The 18,289-nt window shown below is 38.1% G+C and carries 14 protein-coding genes; 13 read left to right on the top strand and 1 reads right to left on the bottom strand.

Going from position 1 to position 18,289, the window contains the following annotated elements:
* Window positions 1–58: 58 nt before the first annotated feature.
* From serS to DCO56_RS25670, 8 genes are all read left to right on the top strand, one after another.
* Window positions 59–1,330 (top strand): serine--tRNA ligase, encoded by a 1,272-nt coding sequence (gene serS / locus DCO56_RS25635; RefSeq protein WP_108636540.1) that lies wholly within the window; start codon window positions 59–61, stop codon window positions 1,328–1,330.
* Window positions 1,331–1,976: 646 nt separating this feature from the next.
* The gene (locus DCO56_RS25640; protein ID WP_108636541.1) at window positions 1,977–5,204 is read left to right on the top strand and encodes a SusC/RagA family TonB-linked outer membrane protein; all 3,228 of its coding nucleotides are present in this window, start codon (window positions 1,977–1,979) and stop codon (window positions 5,202–5,204) included.
* An 11-nt stretch (window positions 5,205–5,215) separates the two neighbouring features.
* The gene (locus DCO56_RS25645) at window positions 5,216–6,808 is read left to right on the top strand and encodes a SusD/RagB family nutrient-binding outer membrane lipoprotein (protein ID WP_108636542.1); all 1,593 of its coding nucleotides are present in this window, start codon (window positions 5,216–5,218) and stop codon (window positions 6,806–6,808) included.
* Between the two features lie 234 nt (window positions 6,809–7,042).
* Window positions 7,043–7,498: a helix-turn-helix domain-containing protein gene (locus DCO56_RS25650; RefSeq protein WP_108636543.1), complete on the top strand. Its 456-nt coding sequence runs from the start codon at window positions 7,043–7,045 to the stop codon at window positions 7,496–7,498.
* On the top strand, window positions 7,488–7,664 hold the full coding sequence (locus DCO56_RS29605) for a PIN domain-containing protein (protein ID WP_219929448.1): 177 nt from the start codon (window positions 7,488–7,490) through the stop codon (window positions 7,662–7,664). Before DCO56_RS25650 ends, DCO56_RS29605 begins: the two co-directional genes overlap by 11 nt.
* Before the next feature lie 84 nt (window positions 7,665–7,748).
* On the top strand, window positions 7,749–8,051 hold the full coding sequence (locus DCO56_RS29610; RefSeq protein ID WP_219929449.1) for a VapC50 family PIN domain-containing toxin: 303 nt from the start codon (window positions 7,749–7,751) through the stop codon (window positions 8,049–8,051).
* Window positions 8,052–8,985: 934 nt separating this feature from the next.
* Window positions 8,986–9,408 (top strand): hypothetical protein, encoded by a 423-nt coding sequence (locus DCO56_RS25660; protein WP_108636544.1) that lies wholly within the window; start codon window positions 8,986–8,988, stop codon window positions 9,406–9,408.
* A 588-nt stretch (window positions 9,409–9,996) separates the two neighbouring features.
* Entirely contained in the window at window positions 9,997–10,866 is an 870-nt protein-coding gene (locus tag DCO56_RS25670) for a HEPN domain-containing protein (protein WP_108636546.1), read from the top strand.
* A gap of 4 nt (window positions 10,867–10,870) precedes the next feature.
* On the opposite strand, the gene DCO56_RS25675 is transcribed toward DCO56_RS25670, so the two are convergent.
* Window positions 10,871–11,233, bottom strand: coding sequence for a helix-turn-helix domain-containing protein (locus DCO56_RS25675; RefSeq protein WP_245935917.1), 363 nt, complete (start codon window positions 11,231–11,233; stop codon window positions 10,871–10,873).
* Window positions 11,234–11,903: 670 nt separating this feature from the next.
* Between DCO56_RS25675 and DCO56_RS25680 the strand changes: the two genes are divergently transcribed.
* From DCO56_RS25680 to DCO56_RS25705, 5 genes are all read left to right on the top strand, one after another.
* A complete protein-coding gene (locus DCO56_RS25680; protein ID WP_181390678.1) occupies window positions 11,904–12,713 on the top strand; it encodes a hypothetical protein in 810 nt (269 codons plus the stop codon).
* 673 nt (window positions 12,714–13,386) lie between these two features.
* Complete coding sequence (locus DCO56_RS25690) at window positions 13,387–13,719, top strand: hypothetical protein (protein WP_108636549.1); 333 nt, start codon at window positions 13,387–13,389, stop codon at window positions 13,717–13,719.
* Window positions 13,692–14,285 carry a CHAP domain-containing protein gene (locus tag DCO56_RS25695; protein ID WP_245935918.1) on the top strand — a complete coding sequence of 198 codons (594 nt, stop codon included), beginning with the start codon at window positions 13,692–13,694 and terminating at the stop codon, window positions 14,283–14,285. The genes DCO56_RS25690 and DCO56_RS25695 overlap by 28 nt, the downstream gene beginning before the upstream one ends.
* Window positions 14,260–14,733, top strand: a complete 474-nt coding sequence (locus tag DCO56_RS25700; RefSeq protein ID WP_108636550.1) for a hypothetical protein — start codon at window positions 14,260–14,262, stop codon at window positions 14,731–14,733. The genes DCO56_RS25695 and DCO56_RS25700 overlap by 26 nt, the downstream gene beginning before the upstream one ends.
* A gap of 494 nt (window positions 14,734–15,227) precedes the next feature.
* The gene (locus DCO56_RS25705; RefSeq protein ID WP_108636551.1) at window positions 15,228–18,281 is read left to right on the top strand and encodes a SusC/RagA family TonB-linked outer membrane protein; all 3,054 of its coding nucleotides are present in this window, start codon (window positions 15,228–15,230) and stop codon (window positions 18,279–18,281) included.
* Window positions 18,282–18,289: the final 8 nt, after the last annotated feature.

Consider the following 18,289-nt stretch of genomic DNA (forward strand, 5'->3'; position numbering starts at 1 on the left):
AAAAAGCGGCAATTTTCACTATCTTTGTTCACTATTTTTTAAATAACACATTTATATTATGTTGCAATTAAATTATATCCGTGAAAACAGGGATACGGTTATCGAAAGATTGGCTGTCAAGCATTTCAAGGAAATTGGATTGGTCGACGAAATCATCAGTTTGGATGAAGACCGCCGTAAGATCCAAGCGGAATCGGACGCACTTTCGGGCGAAGCTAATGCGGCAGCAAAACAGATTGGAGATCTGATGCGCCAAGGAAAAAAAGAAGAAGCTGAAGCCGTTAAATCCCAATCGTCCGGATATAAAGAGCAGGTGAAGCAACTGTTGGATAAATTAGGAGCGATCGAAATCGAGTTAAATGATAAGATTGTACAATTGCCTAATTTACCGCATCAATCCGTTCCTGCAGGTGTAAGTGCCGATGACAATGAGGTGGTTTTAACCAACGGGGAGATTCCCGCTTTATCAGAAGATGCGTTACCACATTGGGAATTGTTAAACAAATATGATATCGTGGATCTAGAGCTCGGCGTAAAAGTTGCCGGAGCGGGATTTCCGATTTATAAAGGCAAAGGGGCGAAATTACAGCGCGCATTGATCAATTTCTTTTTGGATCAGGCAGCCGAACAAGGGTATGAAGAGGTACAGGTGCCCATTTTGGTTAACGAGGACTCAGCTTTTGCTACAGGGCAGTTGCCCGACAAGGAAGGACAGATGTATTATGTCAACAATGATAATCTATATTTGATCCCTACTGCAGAGGTACCGGTAACCAATATTTACAGAGATGTGATTGTCAAGGAAGCACAGTTTCCGATTAAGCATTGTGCTTATACACCATGCTTCCGCCGCGAGGCAGGTTCCTATGGTGCCCATGTGCGCGGTCTGAACCGTCTGCACCAGTTTGATAAAGTAGAGACTGTGCAAATTGTTCATCCTGAAAAATCGTATGCGGTGTTGGAGGAAATGAGCCTGTATGTACAAGGTTTGCTTCAACAATTGGAACTGCCTTATCGCGTGTTGCGTTTATGTGGAGGCGATATGAGCTTCACTTCTGCGTTGACCTATGATATGGAGGTGTATAGTTCTGCGCAAAAACGTTGGTTGGAAGTATCTTCTGTTTCCAATTTTGAAACCTATCAAGCCAATCGCCTGAAAGTGCGTTTCAAAAATTCAGATGGAAAAATGCAATTGGCCCATACATTAAATGGTTCAGCCTTAGCGCTGCCACGTATTGTCGCTGCGATTTTGGAGAATAATCAAACGGACAAAGGTATCCGGATACCATCAGTTTTGGTACCTTATACCAAATTTGAATATATCGATTAAACGAACGAATTAAATAACAAATTTCTAAATTGGGATTTGTGATAGTAAGAGACTCTACCTAAGCAGGTAGAGTCTCTTTTTTGAAATAACTCGATTTAAAACAACTTTAGAATCGTTATAAATTGTCTTTTTTTTGCCTGCAAAAAATATGAAAATATTTGTGTTAATGATTTCTTAATACATTGTTAATGTTTTGTTAAATATAATTGATTCCGTATAAAATTCTGTTTCTAGTATGTTTGCATTGTTTTTATTCTAAAATGAATCTTGTGTTTGAATTTGCAAGATACTGCTGCCTTTGTTGCGGTATTTTTTGTTTTTACGAGTGAATGTTAAAAAACTTGTAAAAGCAACTTAGGCTTTCTATATTTGAAACCGCTAATAAAAATCGCACTAACTATTATATACTGTAAATGCTGAAAAGAGCAAATTTACAGCTGGATATTTATCTAAGGACTGACTCTACATCTACCTAGAGCCCGCTTTCCCAATAATATTTTCAACTGTTATCCCATGAATGGCGGTACGCTATTTTGCGTATTGTTGTTTATTGTCTAAACAATGTCTGTTTAGACAGTTATGTTAACGGATATAGTTTATATCAATATATAGGATTAGAAAAATAATAAAATTAACTAACTAAAACATGAAACAAACATTACTAAGTTTTCTTGTTGGCGGAATGATTCTGACTTCGGTTGCATTCGCACAAGAAAAGAAGATTAGTGGTCGTGTTACATCTGCTGATGGTAAAGCAATACCTGGGGTGACAGTGGTTGTACAAGGAACTAATCAAGCGACACAGACAGATGCTGATGGTAATTATTCTTTGAATGTACCGGCAGGCAAAGTTGTTGTCTTCCGTTCAGTTGGTTTTGACGATAAAACCATTATTGTTAACAACAACAGCACTGTGTTCAATGTATCTTTGTCAGGACAGGATAATGCGCTGGAAGAGGTCGTGGTGACTGGTATGGGCCAATCGCGTCAAAAACGTGCTTTGAGTTATGCTACACAAGAAGTTAAAGGAGAAAAACTGACTGAAGCAGCTAATAGTAATCTAGCGACGGCATTGCAAGGTAAAGTATCGGGGGTTCAGGTGACACCTTCATCAGGTATGCCTGGAGCATCTGCTAATATTACAATCCGTGGTGCACGTTCCTTTACTGGAAATAACTCACCTTTGTACGTCGTTGATGGATTGCCGATTTCATCGACTTCTGATGTATCAACTGGTAATTCTGTTTCAGGTGCGGATTATTCTTCCAGAGGTTTGGACATTGATCCAAACGATATCGAAAGTATCAACATCTTGAAAGGACAAGCAGCATCTGCATTGTATGGTATGCGGGCTTCAAATGGGGTGATCATTATTACAACGAAGAGCGGCAAAGGAAAACAAGGTAAACCACAGATATCCTATAATTCCAATGTTTCTTTTGACAAAGTATCCGTTCTTCCTGATTTTCAAACGACATACGCTCAAGGGGTCAATGGTAAATATGGTGCTAATACTGGTTATTTATCATCAATGTCTTGGGGGCCAAAGATTCCTGAATTAGCAAATGATGCTATTTATGGAGGTAATGTTGATAACAGTTATACCAAGCAATATGGAAAACACGAAGGAATGTATTATGTACCACAACGTGCTAATGCAGGCTTAGATCCTTGGGCTACGCCTCAAGTTTACAACAATGCGAAAGACTTCTTTAATGTAGGCAATACATTCAACAATTCCTTCAATATTGTACAAGGGTTTGAGAAAGGCAGTTATGCGATGTCTTTGGGAGCTACTAATGCTAATGGTATTGTTCCTTCAACAGGGATGGATCGTTACACGGCTAAATTATCAGGTGAGGCTAAATTGTCAGAAAAATGGACAACTGGTTTTACCGGTAACTATGTAAATTCTCATATCTCAAAACAAACAGGTGCAAATAATGGGATTATTGCTACCTTATATGGAGCACCTGCTTCGTATGATTTAAAGGGTATTCCAAGTTCTTATTTGAACAATCCGACCAAACAAAATACATATCGTGGTACAACTGGTTTTGATGGAGTTTATTGGGCTACAGAACATAACAAATTTACGGAAGATACACAACGTTTCTTTGGTAATGGATTTGGTCAATATGCGACTAATTTGGGCGAAAATCAAAAATTAACATTGAAGTATCAAGCTGGGGTTGACTCATATACTTCTAATTATACCGACCTTTGGGGATACGGCCATGCTAATGGTAAAGGGGAAGTAGAAAACTATCATTTTTCTGTTACTGAGTGGAACTCTTTAGGTACGGCAGCATACAACTGGAAGATCAATGATGATTTGGTATTTGATGCCATGGTTGGTAACGAGATTGTAAACCGCAACAGAAGAAGAGATTACGGTTATGGAATGAATTTTAATTTTCCGGGATGGGATAATATCAACAATGCTTCTACCGTAACTGCTGAACAAACCTTACGTCATACACGCACATTTGGTACTTTTGGTAGCTTAGCCTTGGCTTACAGAAACATGTTGTTCTTAAATGCAACAGGTCGTAATGATATTGTTTCTTCTATGCCTAGAAATAACCGTTCATTCTTCTATCCATCTGTCTCAGCAGGCTTCGTATTTACAGAATTAGATGCAGTGAAAAATTCGGTGCTGACTATGGGTAAGTTAAGAGCCTCGTATGCTGAAGTTGGGCAAGCAGGTGATTATTATGAAAATTATTTTGACAAACCTACTTACGGTGGTGGTTTCTCGAGCGGTACACCTATCCTTTACCCAATTAACAGTGATGGTGTTACTTCTTACACTTCATATCCAATTGTTTACGATCCAAATTTGAAACCGCAAAATACACAGGCGTTTGAATTGGGTACTGATTTGACATTCTGGAATGGTTTAATTAATTTGAACTATACCTTCTCCCGTCAGAATGTAAAGGATCAAATTTTTGAAGTGCCTTTGGCTGCTTCTACCGGTTACTCCAGTTTAGTAACTAATGGTGGTAAGATTCATACGAATTCGCATGAGTTGACATTGGCTGTTGCGCCATATCGTTCAGGAGATTTCAAATGGGATTTTGCATTTAACTTTACTAAAATTGACAACTATGTTGATGAGTTAAAAGAAGGTGTAAACAGTATCTTCATGGGGGGGTTCGTTGAGCCACAGGTTCGTGCGGGTATCGGATATAAATTCCCTGTAATTTATGGTGTTTCTTATTTAAGAAATGATGCCGGTCAAATTATTGTAGATAAAGACGGTCTACCTTTAGCTGGTGAAGAGAAAGTAATCGGTAGCGTCTCTCCAGATTTCAACCTAGGTTTCAATACCAACTTTGAATACAAAAAAATAAGACTTTCGGCGGTATTGGATTGGAAACAAGGTGGACAAATGTATCACGGTACTTCAAACACCCTAAATGTATACGGTGTAACACAGAAAACGGCTGATTTTCGTGATGGAAATGGATTCTTATTTGAAGAAGCTGCTGTTAAAGAAGTCGCTCCAGGACAGTATGCATCAAATGATATCATGATTGACGCAAATCCTACTTTTGATGCAAATGGAAAAGTAAATAACGTATCTACTTATGATTACTTTAACCGTCTGAGCAATATTTCTGAGGCTGGTATCCGAGGAACTTCATTTGTGAAATTGCGTGAGATTGCTGTGGGATATCCTGTATATCAAAACTCAAAGATCAAAGTTGACGTAAATGCATTTGCACGTAACATCATTTTATGGTCTGAGCTGAAAGGGTTTGATCCGGAGGTTTCACAAGGTAATACCAATATGTCGGGAGCTTTTGAGCGTTTCTCGCTTCCGGGAACATCGAGCTATGGTTTAGGTGTTAATGTTAAATTCTAGAATTTAGTATCATGAAATTAAAATTAAATATAGTTGGATTATTGGCCTTAGGCGCTTTGGCTTCACCGATAATCTTTACGGCTTGTTCTGAGGATGCAATGGACAAGATCAATGAGAATGTGAACAAACCAAGTGATGTACAGGCGAAGTTTATCTTGACGGATGTAATCACTCGTACTGCATTTTCAAACGTAGGTGGAGATTTTAATACTTATCTTTCTACCTATGTTGAGCATGAAGTAGGAACAGATAATCAATTGTGGAATGCTGAGCATCGTGAGAATGAGCCGCAACGCGCATCTACTTTTAATAATACTTGGGGTAACGTTTATACAACCCTAAAGGATGCACGTATGGTTATCGAAAAATGTTCGACAGGAGGAAATCAAGAAGGGAATTATACAACGTTGGGAATGGGTCAGGTGATGGCAGCATACAATTTAGCGCTATTGACTGATATGTTTGGTGACGTGCCTTATTCAGAAGGTTTTAAGCCATTGGAAATCCGTAATCCAAAACTTGATAAGCAAGAAGAATTATACAAACAGATTAATGCTTATTTAGATGCGGCAATTGAAAACTTGCCAAAAGGGGATACGCATGCATCTGGAAATGTGGGCTCTCAGGATTTGCTGTATCGTGGAAATGTTGCTAAATGGGTGAAATTTGCCCATGGGTTAAAAGCAAGATATGCGATGCGATTGCTGAAAGTAACGTCAGATAAGACTGCCGCATTAAATTTAGTAATCTCTGAGGTAAATAAATCGTTTGAAAATGCTGGCGAACAAGCTGCTTTTAATGAATATGGAGCAAGTAATTTGAATCCACTATTTGATTTTCAATGGTCGAGAGATGGGTTGGCTGCTAGTAAGAGTTTAGCGGATAAGATGATTGATCGTAAAGATCCGCGTTTGGTCCGTGATTTTTTTACGCCACAAAATTCAAACACTGGTGTGTGGACACAAGTAAATGATATCGCATCAAATGCAGCATCGTATAATTTATTGGCACCGAATGGAGAAAATACTCAGGTCAAATATCATTATTTAACATCAACTTTTGTTTTTTCCCAAACTGCTCCTACTCAATTGTTAAGCTATCATGAGTTGTTGTTTTTGAAGGCAGAGGCGATGCAAAGATTAGGTAAAAGTTCGTCAGAAGTAGAGCCAATATTAAAAGCGGCAGTAACGGCGGCTATTGCGAACTCGGAGAACTCTGTGAATGCTGCATTTGTTGCGCCTACAGTATTGGCTAACGGTATAGTAACAGAAACTTCAGCAACGTTGACCGCAAGTGATGCAGGTAATTATTTTGATAAAAATGTAAAACCATTATTTGCCGCAAATCCATTAAAGGAGATTGCTACTCAAAAATACCTAGCGTTCTTTGGTGCATCTGGCGAATCAACAGAAATGTACAATGATATCCGTCGTTGGAAAGCAAATGGTGAGAACCTGATCGAGTTGAAAAACCCGGGTAAATTCCCATTACGTTTACCATACGGTAACGATGATACGACAACGAACCCGAATGTTCAGGCCGCATATGGTGATGGCGCGTACGTTTACACTGAAAATGTTTGGTGGGCAGGCGGTACTCGATAGTACATTTAATTCAATATAACACAAAAAGCGATTTCGAAAGAAGTCGCTTTTTGTGCTTTTATTATTTCTGATTCTCCGTGACCTCGAACTTGGGGAAATTACAATCCGAGTTGTTATTTTAGGTAGGGAGAATGAACTTTAATCTTTGTAACGCCTCCAAAAAGTTTAATGTTTATAAAGTTTGATTTTTGTTTCGTTTATTTCGTTTATATTTGTAGAATAAAATCTTATGTCATGACTATATTTGAAGAAATACAACGTCCTACGAAATCGGAGCAAAAAGTAGCCAATGCTTCTTATACTACATTAGCGGCTGCGTTATTACAGATCCAGTCCGATAATACTGAGATCGAAATAGAAGAGACGAATGATCGGATCAAAATACCATTTAAAGCACTTCGATTTTTGGGAGATATTCTAAAAGCAATGGGAGAGGGAAAGCCCATTTCTATAGTTCCCGTTGCTACAGAGGTAACTACACAAAGGGCCGCTGAGATCCTTGGCTGCTCTAGACCACATCTGGTTAAACTTTTGGAGGGAGGTGAAATTGCTTATACGAAGGTAGGGAAACATCGCCGTATCCGATTTGAAGATGTCTTGCGATATAAGGAAAATATGAAAGAGGAACAAAAGAAACATATCATCGATATGATGAATGCCGATGAAGAAACCGGTTTGTATGATTCATAGTGTTCGGTTCAAGGCTGTTTTAGATACGAATGTCGTGTTTCCCATTGTCATTCGTGATCTACTTTTTTGGCTAGCCTATTATGAGCTTTATACGCCAAAATGGAGTGCACATATTTTTGACGAATGGAAAGATGTTATGCTGCGCAAAGATGTTTCGGTAGTATAAGCTGAAAAAAGGATACAGCGCGCAAATAATGCTTTCCCAGATGCTCTAGTTAAGAACTATGAGGTACTGATTGAACATTTGAATTTGCCAGATCCAAGAGATTGTCATGTACTGGCAGCAGCAACAAAAACGAATGCAAACGTCATTGTTACCAATAATTTAAAGGATTTTCCAGCAGAGTACCTCACATCATTTGGATTGACAGCCAAGAGTGCAGACGACTTCCTGACGGATATTATAGATTTAAATCCTGAACAGGCAATATTGGCATTCAAAGAAATGGTGCTGAACCGTCGTAATCCAGCTATGAATGAATTTGAAGTATTAGATAGCCTCCGTAAATCGGGTCTAACAGATACGGCAAACTATCTCCATGCATTACTTTAAGGATCACGCAAAATAAAAAAATAATCTCCCTATTGAAACTTTATGATTACCCAAAGAGTGATTCGATTCTGAAAGTAGAATATAACTCCGTTAATATAGATGTGATCCTATCCGTTGGTTAGACTAGCTTATCTGACTATTGAAGAGCAAGCTGGCAGATTATTTTTTATCAGCAGTTTCCTTGGGAATATTCACGGGTGATCTTCGGCTCATAGAGAGATTTGATAGGGGCCAAGTTAAGACCATGTTATTACCAAGTTCGAGCTGCAAGCAGGTTCAGAGCACAGTGAGTCCACGTTGAGTCCACCTGTTAATGTGCTTTCACTGTGCCTGCACGTTTTTTACAAATCGAGAGCAGGACGAGCTTGGGGCGAACTTGTCCATAAGCTATTTACAAGAAGGTGTATTGAAATTTGCAAGATTTATAATTATTATTTCACGGATCTCAAATTTCTGATAAGCATCAATGATTATTTACCTATGGATTGGGGGCTTGTTTTTGTGATTGAGCTATTTTTGTACTTTGGTGTCAGGCCCGAAAGGCCAAAAGAGGATTTTATGGAAAAATAGACCGTACTGCGCTGCCAAATATCATAGAACATTAAAAGACAATCACCACAAAATCCCAATAACTCATTTTTAGGTAATCAGAGAAGTGTTTGTCTATATGACCTTAGAAAAAGTGGGGTATGTTATACAGTAGTCTCCATTTTAGATTTGGCAACTTCATCTTTCTTACACGCGCCAAAGCCTTGACCTAGTAGTGCAATCAATATTGAATATCTTTTCATTGGGTAATATAATTTGTTGAAAAGTAAACACGCCGGATATTTTCTTTATTGTGGGAAATTACACAAAAGTGTAGTTAATGAATAGTCTTTTTCGATTAAACATTAATTATATTACATCATATTAACATATTAAAATCAATATTATGAAAAAAGTTAATTTGATGCTTGTACTCGTTATCAGTACTATTTCTTTGTTTGCTCAAAAACCACCCTTGGTGCCAAATTACCCTGTTCCAGATAATCCAGATGTTTATGCAGAAGATAAAGAGTCTTATGACTTTGGTTACAGATTGGGTAAAATGTATGCTCTAAAGAATGATGTGGACAATTACAAATGGGCATGCAATAGTACTGCTGATTCAAGAAACCAATACCCGTCACAGCAATCCTTTTATGAAAATAAATTATTGGGTATTGTTGCAGGGTGGATGGATAATCGAGTTCCAGTTTCTACAAAATCATACATTGACATTAAAAACTTAATGAGACAACCTCATGAATATAAATGGGATTTAAGTTGGCATAGTGTCTATGGAATTCAAATTGCTAGAATTTGGCTACCTTAGATTATAATGAGGTGTCCCGAATACTTTAGTAGGAGCGCTTCCCTTTGAGGTAAAGTTGAAAGGCGCCAGTTAGGCGTCCAAATTAGCTTAAATTAACTGCGAAATATCAAATTCATCGAAGGCAAGAACAACCTATCTCTATATAAGCGACTATGATTATTAATGGCATGCAAAAAGGGCGATAAAGTAGAGATAGTAAGATTGATAATCATATCCTGAGGTGTAAAAATAGAATCAGTGCTTAATTCAACACCACACATGATTGGAAAACTAAACGTATTTTACAAGTATAACCTTCTTTTCGGAATCTTTTTGTTTCTTATAACATTTACATTTAGAACGAATATGATTTATGGTATTGTTAATAGTGTTGGTGTAGCATCTACTATTATAACCATATGGAATTGGTTCATGCTCTTAAGTTTAGCTATTGCAACTCTTCAAACTTTGGCATTTACTTATAAAAATGGAGGGATTCGATACGTGTTTCTAAGTATACTAGTTATAATTTGCTTGATTATTACATTTATAGGAATGTTCCTTATTCCACCAGGAGCAATTCTGTCATAATTTTCGTAAATTTACCCTATGAACCAACTATCCTATTTGCCTCAACACAAACAAAACGAATTAGCTGAAATCGTGAAGGTAATCTGTGATGTGGCGGATCCGGCGAAAATTATTTTGTTTGGCAGTCACGCGTCTGATAAGTGGGTAGAAGATGAATACGAGGAAAGGGGAGCGACTTATTCTTACATCAGTGATTATGATATTCTAGTTGTGATACTTGGCGGTGACAAGGATAAAGAGCATGATATTGCTAGCAAGATTGAGAATAGAACGCTGAAATATAAGAACGATGTAAGTCCTATTGTACATAGTTTTAACTATGTAAACAAAGGGCTAGAGATGGGGCAGTACTTCTTTAGGGATATCATCAAAGAAGGGATTGTTCTTTTTGATTCCGGAGAATTTATCTTTTCAGACGCTAAGCCTTTGAGTAGAGGCGAAGAGAAGGAAGTTGCGCTTCGAAGCTATGAGAAATGGGTGAATAGCGGTTCTCGCTTTTTGAAAATTACAAAGAACTCTTTGAAAGTAGCTTTGGAAGATGGAGATCCTCTGAATGAAATAATTTTTAACTTAAATCAGGCAGCCGAGAAACTTTATGGCGGACTGCTATTAGTGTATACCGGATATAAGCCCAAAACTCATAAACTAAAAGTATATAGGAAATACTCGAAGCATATTGATGAAAACCTAGATCAAATCTTTAAATATCCTATTGACGATAGTGAAGAATATAGATTATTTGATGTTCTGAATAAGGCTTATTTGGACGCTCGTTATCAGGATGATTACTTTATCGATCCTGAGGATTTGAAAAAATTAATAAGTAAAGTTGATAAGCTAGAAAATATAGTTGTTAGGCTCTGTGAAGAGCGTATCTCACAACTTTAAAGATCTAGGGCTTTCTGTCTCTTCTCAACGGCAAATGTTTGGGGATTTTGATCTTGAAATTAAGTATTTCTGTGGGTTGAATTTCTAAAGCTTTACAGACTGCGATTAAGCCACTTACTGACATATTATTAGTTCCGCGAACAATTCGATAAACTTGGCTATAACTAAATCCAGTACGATCTTGGATATCCTCAAGTGTAATTTCCTTTTCGTTTGAAATAGCCCAAAGTCTTTCTCTAATAATTTCTAAGTTTTCCTTGTCTATGTACTGTTCAGCCATAAACAAATAGACATTTAAAATAACAATATTATTATACCAGATTTGGAATAATAATATTGTTATTCTTATATTTGTATTGTCATTCATCGGTACCAGCGTGAGAAACTGAAAACCAAAATGAATGAAGAATATAAACTTAACAGAATACAGAAAATATTTAGATAGGGCCTCCCTTATTTATTTAAGGATATGGCCGCGTAGTTTCTCACGCTCAACCATTGAGCAAGGGAGGTTTCTTTTCTATTTATCATATATCAAGAGTACATTCTTTAAGGATCCGTTGATTCTAAAAAAATGTCCTCCAGAATAGCCTTATGGGATGATAATCATCCATATATTAGCATCCAATTTTTACTAGTGTGCGTAGCGACCATTATGTTATTGACCTTGTTATAGAAATTTTTCACCGCACTAGAGGTACTGATAATCTTATTTTTTATTCGGTGGTTCGAGCTTGTCTCGGACTCGGGTATTGTTTAATATACAATCCAACAGTGTAATAGAACCTGCTTGAACCACCATTAATACCTTAAAAATGATAAATTTTTATAGGGGTGGGAGAGAACTGTCTAAAGGAAAAGATTCCTCCTGCTCACCAGAAATTAAATCAAAAAAAATCAGGGTTCAATTACCTAAGTTACTAGCCAGTTTTCAACTGTATTTTACCCGTATATTTCTAGTACGTGTTAAGCACTACTTAAGCACAGATATAGCACTATTTACGCAATTGTTGCGTAAGCAAATTTATAAAGGAAAAATGTACTATAAAGGTACTTGTCCAGTGCTACAAAAACGCTTGCAGAGTAGCGATCAAAAAATAACTAAGCGGGAGATTTATTCGAGAGGCCTTCGGGCTTTATTCGGGCAGCCTTCGGGCCTGCTCCGTACCTGCGTCGCCCCTTCATCGGGAGTGCTTCGGCTGCTGTTCGGCTGTTCTTCGGGACGTTCCCGAAGCGCAGTCGAAGCGGACTCGAAGCCGAGCCGAAGCGTAGTCGAACATGTCTCGAACAAGCCCCGAAGAGGTCCCGAAGCGTTGCCGAAGAGCACTCGAAGGGCAGCGGAAAGGGCATCTTCTTCAGACTTTTGCCTGACCAACTTCGCTCCAACTTCTGCCTTTCATGCAGTGGGCCATCAGTCTCCCTCGAATTTTCCTTTGATTTTTCCCGAGGGTGACTCGAAGCCCATCCGAAGAAACTCCAAGCAACGCTGGGGGAAAGGCAGAAGTGGGTCAGAAGTTGGTAGGTACTTAAATGGTCTATTCCTCGGCACGAAAGATACTGTTAATTCACCGTTAAGCTACTGGGAGTGTACCGAAAGGGTACCAAAAAGGTACTGGGAATGTACTAAAGAGCTACTAGAGATATACCAAAGAGGTATCAGACAGTTACAAGCTGTCAGTAACTATGTGGTGGGGCTGAGGTGTAAGCTCTGTAATGTATTAGAAAAATGTGCAAAAACCAATTCGACAATTGGAGCAAGTGACTACTCTTTGAAATTAAAAGGTTTTAAGGTTGTGTGCGCACTTAGTAGGTGTGGTGTTGGTGTTTTATCGTTGAAAAGAAGTTAGATGCTCAAAAGGCTTTAAAATACGTTCTTTCTCTATGCTGTTATAAAAACACCTATCGCTTGTTTTTGACATGCGTGTTTTTAGTTCTAGTTTCTATGTTTAGTTTATCGGCTCAAACGCCCCGCAAGGACAGTGGGGCTAATGAGCTCTCAATCAAATCTCTGAAAGTAGGAGACAGTATTCTAGTGTCGCTGTGGCATCTTCCATTGGAAGTAACTAATCATTCTGCGGCTAGAACTAAAATTTCCCTGCGAGAATATTGAAGTAAAAAGCTGATTATTCTTGATTTCTGGGCGGCATGGTATGGCCCTTGCATTAAAGGACTCAATCAGCTGGATAGTATTAAGGTGGCCTTATCCAATGAGCCTATCGAATTTATACCTGTTTCAAATGAAGAGGAAAAGAAGATGTTGAAAAAAATGATCGATAGCCATTGGGGGATATTCTGTATATGGCGATAGTAAGCTTTCTCGGTGCTTTCCGTATCATGTATTACCCCATCTGGCTGGATCCGTGATGGGAAAGTAATGGCCATTACTAATAGAAATTCCCGAAAATTTACTCGGAAAGGATATACTTCTTTATCTGCTCTGTCACGAACGGGATTGCTTGCGCTACGCACGCAGTCAATATTTGGGAACCTATCACACTAATTAATTTTTATCAGAAGGAAATGAAAACATTACAAAAACAAATGGTCTATGATATCGAGGATATCTATTGGCCCCTAACAAATAAGCAGCTGCTCGGGATTGTGCTGGTCTGCCTAAGTGTATTTTTTATTTCAGGAGGTCTCCTGCTCCAGGCAATAGATCCTACAGCTGGCGTATTGGATATCGGTATGCTGTCCGTACTGCTATTCTGTATTTTGGCAGGATTACTCGCGGTCTACTGCTGCTGTTGGCTGCAGGAAATTCTCTGGCAACCTTTTAATTTCTTCCGTCAGGACCTTAGTTATCATTTTAATCAATTAACATCATGGCAACAATGCATTATTTATTTCTAGGTGTTCTTTCTGTCGCTGTTCTCCTTCTTAGCGGTTTTGGCCATCGTCCTGTAGTGGAACATAATGTACCCTCAAGTCCCTATGAGCAGGTAGCTGTGCATTATGGGGCAAGTGAGCTTAGTTCATCTGTGAACTTTCGGGAACGAATCGTGGACATTGCCCGACACGAGATGGCTGTCAAAGAAGCAACCGGCAATAATGATGGCCCACGAGTCGAAGAGTACCTTGCCTATACTGGCTTTGGTAAAGGCCACGCCTGGTGTGCGGCTTTTGTGTCCTGGTGTTACGGCAAGGCTGGCCTTCCTGCTCCACGCAATGCCTGGAGCCCCGCACTTTTTCCCCTGGCCCGTCGCTATACAAAAGAGCAGATACAGGGCGGCGTTATCCGCCGGGCCGATTTATTTGCAATCTATAATCAAAAGCTTGGACGCATAGACCATGTCGGCATCGTTCAGAAAATGGAGCGGAACTGGATCCTAACGGTAGAAGGTAATGTCAATAACGGTGTATTGTCAAAGCGACGGTCACTGGCTACGATCTATGCATTTTCAAATTGGCTGGATTGAAAGAGGGAAGATAATGAATTGCCGATTGATCTATACCATAGGCTTGATGTGCCTGAGCTCCTGCAAGCTTTATCAGCAAGAAGATAGGGCTGAGCTGCAGTCTTCGCGTAATGAATGGCAGTGGAATGAGTTTGCCCAGCGATGGTATACGCTGCAACGGGATTGCCTTTCTCGATCATGGTATTTCTCCTCGGACAGCGGCTTCCGTTTTCATCCGGATAGTGGTTTGACAGCTGAGACAGGGGAATTGTGGATACAGGAGTCAAAAACTAGGATAAATACACAACATCAGAACATGACAGCTGCTATCAAAGGTTCGGCTCAGAATGGATACCGTACAAAGCAAACGAAAAACAGTTCTCTAGATGCTAATTATTGGTGGTTTGTATTATTGCTTTTGATCCCTGTCGTTTTGCTGTGGAATAAAATAAGAAAGCTATATAGCTAGAACCAGCTTATATAGCTGATTTTGTAAGGTCAGATCTAGATGGATCTGACCTTTTTTTGTGATTATTTGATTATAACCGCTCAATATAAGAAAGATGATTGTACTGACAAATGAGCGGCTGGCAATTACATTCATCGATATATACAATAATTAAGTGACGAAAGGCTGCGGAAGCCCCAAATGACAAAATTTTAGCGATTAATTATTTCGATGGACAATTCATAATGTTACTAAGTGTAGAAAATATTTAAAAAATAATCATCTGGTTTTTAGTTGTTTATATTCATTTGTGAATTTATTGTTATCACAAAGTTATGCTAGCATTGTAAAAGTTAAAAAAAGTTATAATTTTGTATTTAACATTTTTTAACAAGCAGAAACAATCTGGTGAAAAATATGTTACTAACTATAATACATATATAAATTATCGGAAAGTATATTACTAACCATAGTATTTTTTTTCAAAAATTAACATTTTTAATAAACGTAAACATATGAAACACAAATTACTCAGTTTTTTCGTGGGTAGTATGATCCTGACTTCTGTTGCGTTCGCGCAAGAGAAGAAAGTAAGTGGTCGAGTAACAGGAGCTGATGGCAAGCCATTGGTTGGAGTGACGATCGCCGTACAAGGGTCTAACGTTGCGACCCAAACTGATGCGAATGGTAACTATTCGCTATCTGTACCAACAGGAAAGATTATTGTTTTTCGCTCCGTTGGATTTGCGGACAAGACTTTAATTGTTAAAGAGGGGCAATCTTCTTTTAATGTGACTTTGGACGGTTCTGATAATGCTTTGAGCGAAGTAGTTGTGACAGGGATGGGTGTCTCTAAAAACACAAAAGGGCTTGGGTATTCAGTATCTAAAGTTAGTGGAGATGATTTAGTTAAATCAGGAGAAGCAAATATTATACAAGGACTTGCTGCAAAAGCGACAGGTGTTCAAGTTACTTCTTCAAGTGGTACTCCGGGTGCATCATCTAAGATTATTTTGAGAGGTCCTGCTTCTTTTTCTGGTGATAATCAACCTTTGATTGTTGTTGATGGTGTTCCATTAGATAATAGTCTTAATAACATTAAAGCGGGGGATGACCCTTATAATCAAAATCTAGCTGGTGTTCAGACAGCAAATAGGGCTTTGGATATTAATCCTGATGATATCGAATCTGTAACTGTCTTAAAGGGACCCGCAGCAGCAGCGATCTATGGTCAAGCCGCAGGTAATGGTGCAATAATCTATACCACGAAAAAGGGGAAATTAGGCTCAGGATTGGGTATTGTCTATTCGACAGGTTTCGAAGCGTCTAAGGTTAATAAATTGCCTGAGATGCAAACTAGTTATGGACAAGGAGAAGGAGGCGTATCAAAGGTTAGTGCTGATAGCTGGGGCCCTAGTTTAGCTGGTAAACAGTCATATGATAACGTAAAAGAATTTTTTCAAACAGGAAGAATTTTTAATAATAATTTGGCGATTACTTCTGGCGGCGAAAAAACGACTTTTAGATTTTCTGTGGGATCTCACAATAATAAGGGAATTGTCCCAAACTCTTCTTTTAATAGATATACAGGCCGTTTGAGTTCAGAGTCAAAATTAAATGATGCAATTACGGTAGGCGCGACATTGAGTTATACGAATTCAAATACAAGGGCTGTTCAGAATGGTAGTAATCTCGCTGGTACCATGCTTGCTTTACTTCGTACTCCTGCTGACTTTAATTTGGCGGATTATATCAATGAAGATGGTTCTCAAAAACAATACTTTCCTAACTATGATAATCCATATTGGTCCACGGAATTTAATCCTTATACGGAGCAAAATAACCGTGTAACTGGGAATGCTTATGCGGATGTGAAATTAAATAACATATTCACAGTTTCTTGGAAAACGGGATTAGATAATTATTCTACCGAAGGAAAGCAAATATATGCGATTGGTTCTCGTGGAGATGATAATGGTCTTGCCTATGGTGAGATTAAGCGTACTAACGTTAATTTTCGCAACATTTATAGTGATTTATTATTGAAGTTTAATACTAAGATTTCAGAAGATTTTTCAGTTTCTGGAATGCTCGGAGGAAACTTTAATTATGCTCAATATACGACAAATTTTGGGAGAGGTAGAAATTTAGCAATGCCAGGCTATTATAATTTTGCTTCCGCTCAAGAATTATACGTTAGTAATTATGAGGAATATAAAAATAGTAAAGCTATATTTTTAGATGCAACTTTTGATTATAAAAGTATTTTGTTCTTAACATTAACAGGCAGAAATGAATGGTCAACTACTTTTGGTAAAGATTCTAAAGGATTTTTCTATCCAAAGGCGGACGTTTCGTATGTTTTCTCTCATTTGTTAGAGAATAATTCTATTCTGAATTATGGTAAAGTAAGATTTGCTTATTCAAATGTAGGTATTTCACCCAATGTTTATTCTGATCGGTCGTATTTCACCGTTCCTACGATTGCGGATGGTATGACAAACGGTTTTTCATTCCCATATGCTGGGCAGGCAGGTTTTGCTAAATCTAATGTGCAGGTTGCAGAGGAATTCCGTCCAGAGAGAAATAAGGGATATGAAGCGGGGCTTGAAATGAAATTTTTTAATAATCGTTTAGGCCTAGACTTCACATATTATCAACAGCATTCGTCAGACTTGCTAATATCCCAACCAATTGATCCTACAAGTGGTTACGCATATTATTATAATAATGTGGGGGCAATGAAAAATACGGGTTATGAAGTTGGTATAACAGGTCATGTTGTTAAGGCGGAAAAATTCAATTGGCATACCACTTTAAATTGGTCTAAAAATGAAAATGAAGTTACTGAATTGGCAGAAGGGGTAGATAAAATGTCTATCGGATCGGCATTTACCGCTCCTCAGTCTTATGCAATTGTAGGACAGCCATTCGGGGTTTTATATGCTCAGAAGTTTAAACGAAATGCCGAAGGTAGAGTATTAATAAACCCTAGCAATGGATTACCTATTTATGAGGACGAGTTAGGAAATGTTGGAAGTCCTATTCCTACATGGTTGATGAATTGGAATAACGAATTTACTTATAAAGATTTTTCATTGTCCTTCTTATGGGATTTTAGGAAAGGTGGTAAAATTTGGGGTGGAACACAGGCTGGACTTTATAATAGAGGAAAAGCTGCAGAAACAGCAGATCGTGAAAGAATGTATAAAATAGATGGTGTATTTGCTTCTGGGCCTGACGAAGGAAAAGAAAATAATAAAGAAATCGATGCATTAACATATTTCAGAAATTACCTAGGTAATAGTAATTCGGAAATTGCGATTCAAAATGGTTCTTGGGCAAGATTAAGATCAGTAGATTTTAGTTATCGTTTTAAAAATTTCTCGAAATCCATTCAATACATTCAAGTTGGTGTGAATTTACGTAATGTATTATTGATTACGGATTATAAGGGGGTCGATCCAGAGACAAGTTTGACAGGTTCAAATCAAAACTTTGCAGGATATGATTTCTTTAATAATCCAGGAACTAAATCTTATTCTCTTAATTTACGTTTTGGATTTTAATTTTAATA

Source organism: Sphingobacterium athyrii (genome assembly GCF_003071065.1).
Taxonomy (GTDB): Bacteria; Bacteroidota; Bacteroidia; order Sphingobacteriales; family Sphingobacteriaceae; genus Sphingobacterium; species Sphingobacterium athyrii.